The organism is Micromonospora sp. WMMD736 (assembly GCF_049179015.1).
In the GTDB taxonomy this organism is placed as follows: Bacteria; Actinomycetota; Actinomycetes; order Mycobacteriales; family Micromonosporaceae; genus Micromonospora.
On the sequence record NZ_JBMHMI010000139.1, the window covers coordinates 1 to 2,560 of the forward strand.

The 2,560-nt window shown below is 66.4% G+C and carries 5 protein-coding genes; all 5 read left to right on the top strand.

All coding sequences use genetic code 11. The features are described from left to right. A partial coding sequence (locus tag ACN269_RS34735; RefSeq protein ID WP_421477572.1) for an LmeA family phospholipid-binding protein occupies positions 1-358 on the top strand: 358 nt, incomplete at its 5' end. Beyond that, on the top strand, positions 355-777 hold the full coding sequence (locus tag ACN269_RS34740) for a thioredoxin family protein (RefSeq protein WP_421477574.1): 423 nt from the start codon (positions 355-357) through the stop codon (positions 775-777). The genes ACN269_RS34735 and ACN269_RS34740, both read left to right, overlap by 4 nt. A gap of 29 nt (positions 778-806) precedes the next feature. Beyond that, a complete protein-coding gene (locus tag ACN269_RS34745; protein WP_421477576.1) occupies positions 807-899 on the top strand; it encodes a putative leader peptide in 93 nt (30 codons plus the stop codon). 198 nt (positions 900-1,097) lie between these two features. Next, entirely contained in the window at positions 1,098-1,931 is an 834-nt protein-coding gene (locus ACN269_RS34750) for a sulfurtransferase (RefSeq protein WP_421477578.1), read from the top strand. A gap of 2 nt (positions 1,932-1,933) precedes the next feature. Next, positions 1,934-2,236: a DUF1416 domain-containing protein gene (locus ACN269_RS34755; protein ID WP_421477580.1), complete on the top strand. Its 303-nt coding sequence runs from the start codon at positions 1,934-1,936 to the stop codon at positions 2,234-2,236. Positions 2,237-2,560 lie beyond the last annotated feature (324 nt).

Below are 2,560 nucleotides of genomic sequence, written 5' to 3' on the forward strand. Positions count from 1 at the left end.
AGGCACCACCGAGTCGGGCATCTCCTCCAACCGAGGTCTGGTGTTCACCGGAACCCCGGACGCCGCGGACTTCGACGAGCGGGTCAGCGTGTCGGTGGACCTGTCCATCGATGGTCCCGACCGCACGACGCTGGTGCTCACCGGCCGCGGGGTGCTGACCGGGCCCGGGACCGCTGATCAGCCGGTGCCCGACGACAAGGTCGAGGCGGTGCTGGCCGCGTTCAGCACGGCGCTGCCCGGCCAGCAGTTGCCGTTCGACATCGCGCCGACCAGCGAGGGCGCCCGCGGCTCGGATGTCATCATCGAAGGCATCGCCGAACAGGTGACCATCACGCTGGAGGAGTTTCGGCAGTCATGAGTACTACCGTGGTCGTCGTCATCGCGGTGCTGATCGCGGTCGCCGGGGTGGCGCTGATCGCCGGTCGGCTGATCGCGCTGCGGGCCAGGCTGCGCAAAGGTGAGGCCGCGGCGGCGAACGTCGACACCACCGGCCTGGACTTGTCGTCCGACGGGCCGACGGTGGTGCATTTCAGCGCACCGTGGTGCCAGCCGTGCGCGGGCGTGCGCCGCACAGTCGAAGAGGTCTGCGCACAGTTGCCCGCGGTCGCACACCTCGAGGTCGACGTCGACGACCAGCCGGAGCTGGCCCGGCGGCTGTCGGTGCTGTCGCTGCCCACCACGCTGATTTTCGACGCGACCGGACGACCCCGCTACCGCACCACCAATGTGCTCAAGCCCGCTGACCTGCGAGCGGTGCTGGAACCGCTGTTGGCTTGATCACCCTGTCATTGGGTAAGCTGACCGACGTGTCCGCCCGCCTCGAGGTTTTCCTCACCAAGCGCCGCGCAGTTGATCTGTGCCGCACCGCGGGCTGCTGCTGTTGTTGTTGTTGTTGCTGAGCGCAGTCGCGCGCGTACCGCCGCCCTCGCTCTGAGCCAGACACTCTGGCCTGCCCACAACTAGACCGTTTCCCAACAGGAGTCTGACGTCATGCCGATCCCGGCCAGCACCGTCGCGGTGCGGTGCTGCGCCTCGACCACGTCACATCACGCCCCGCTGTAACCACCAAAGATCAAGCAACCGAAAGGATCTCGTTCATGGCTCGCTCCGAAGTCCTGGTCAGCACCGACTGGGCAGAGAGCAATCTCGACGCGCCGAACACCGTCTTCGTCGAGGTCGACGAGGACACCAGCGCCTACGACGCCGGCCACATCCCCGGCGCCATCAAGCTGGACTGGAAGGAGGATCTGCAGGACCACGTCAAGCGTGACTTCGTCGACGCCCAGCAGTTCTCCAAGCTGCTCTCCGAGCGCGGTATCGGCAACGACGACACCGTCATCCTCTACGGCGGCAACAACAACTGGTTCGCCGCCTACGCCTACTGGTACTTCAAGCTCTACGGCCACGCCGACGTCAAACTGCTCGACGGCGGCCGCAAGAAGTGGGAACTGGACGGGCGCCCGCTGTCCACCGACAAGGTCGAGCGGTCGCAGACCAGCTACGCCGCCAAGGATCCCGACAACACCATCCGCGCGTTCCGTGACGAGGTGATCGCCGCTATCGGCGCCAAGAACCTGGTCGACGTGCGCTCCCCCGACGAGTTCTCGGGCAAGATCCTGGCCCCGGCGCACCTGCCGCAGGAGCAGAGCCAGCGCGCCGGGCATATCCCCGGGGCGATCAACGTTCCGTGGAGCAAGGCGGCCAACGAAGACGGCACCTTCAAATCCGATGAGGCGCTGGCAGCGTTGTACGCCGAGGCCGGGCTGGACGGCGAGAAGGAGACCATCGCCTACTGCCGCATCGGTGAGCGGTCCTCGCACACCTGGTTCGTGCTCCAGGAGTTGCTCGGACACCAGAACGTCAAGAACTACGACGGAAGTTGGACAGAATACGGCTCCCTGGTGGGGGTCCCGATCGAGTTGGGAAGTTGATTATGTGCTCCGCACCAAAGCAAGGACAGGTTTTGCCCGCAGGTGTTGACGTCGAGAAGGAGACGGTGATCACCGGCCGCGTGGTCGATGGCTCCGGACAGCCGGTGGGCGGCGCCTTCGTGCGCCTGCTGGACTCCTCCGACGAGTTCACCGCCGAGGTCGTCGCGTCGGCCACCGGTGACTTCCGGTTCTTCGCCGCACCGGGGACCTGGACGCTGCGTGCGCTGTCGCCCGCCGGCAACGGCGACGCCAGCGTGGCTCCTACCGGCGCCGGCATCCACGAGGTCGACGTCAAGGTCGCCTGACCGCTCGAACGTTGGCTTGTGTGCGAGATTCTCGCGATTGTTCGCACACAAGCCAACGTTCGGCGAGGGGGTGAGGGGCGCCGTCCGCCGCGGCGCCCACTAAACTGACCACCGTGGTGCTCTTCTTCGAGATGTTGCTCGTCGCGGCCGTCGTGGTCATCACGTGGTTCGCGCTGTACGCGCTGTATCGGCTCGTCACTGACGAGTCGTGACATCCGGAGAGGCGACATCTGGCGACGAGGCGATCGCCGCGGCCGCCGAGCGGGCCAAGGAAACGGCCTCCCGCAACATCCCGGTGTTTCAGGATCTGCCCTTGCCCGCAGA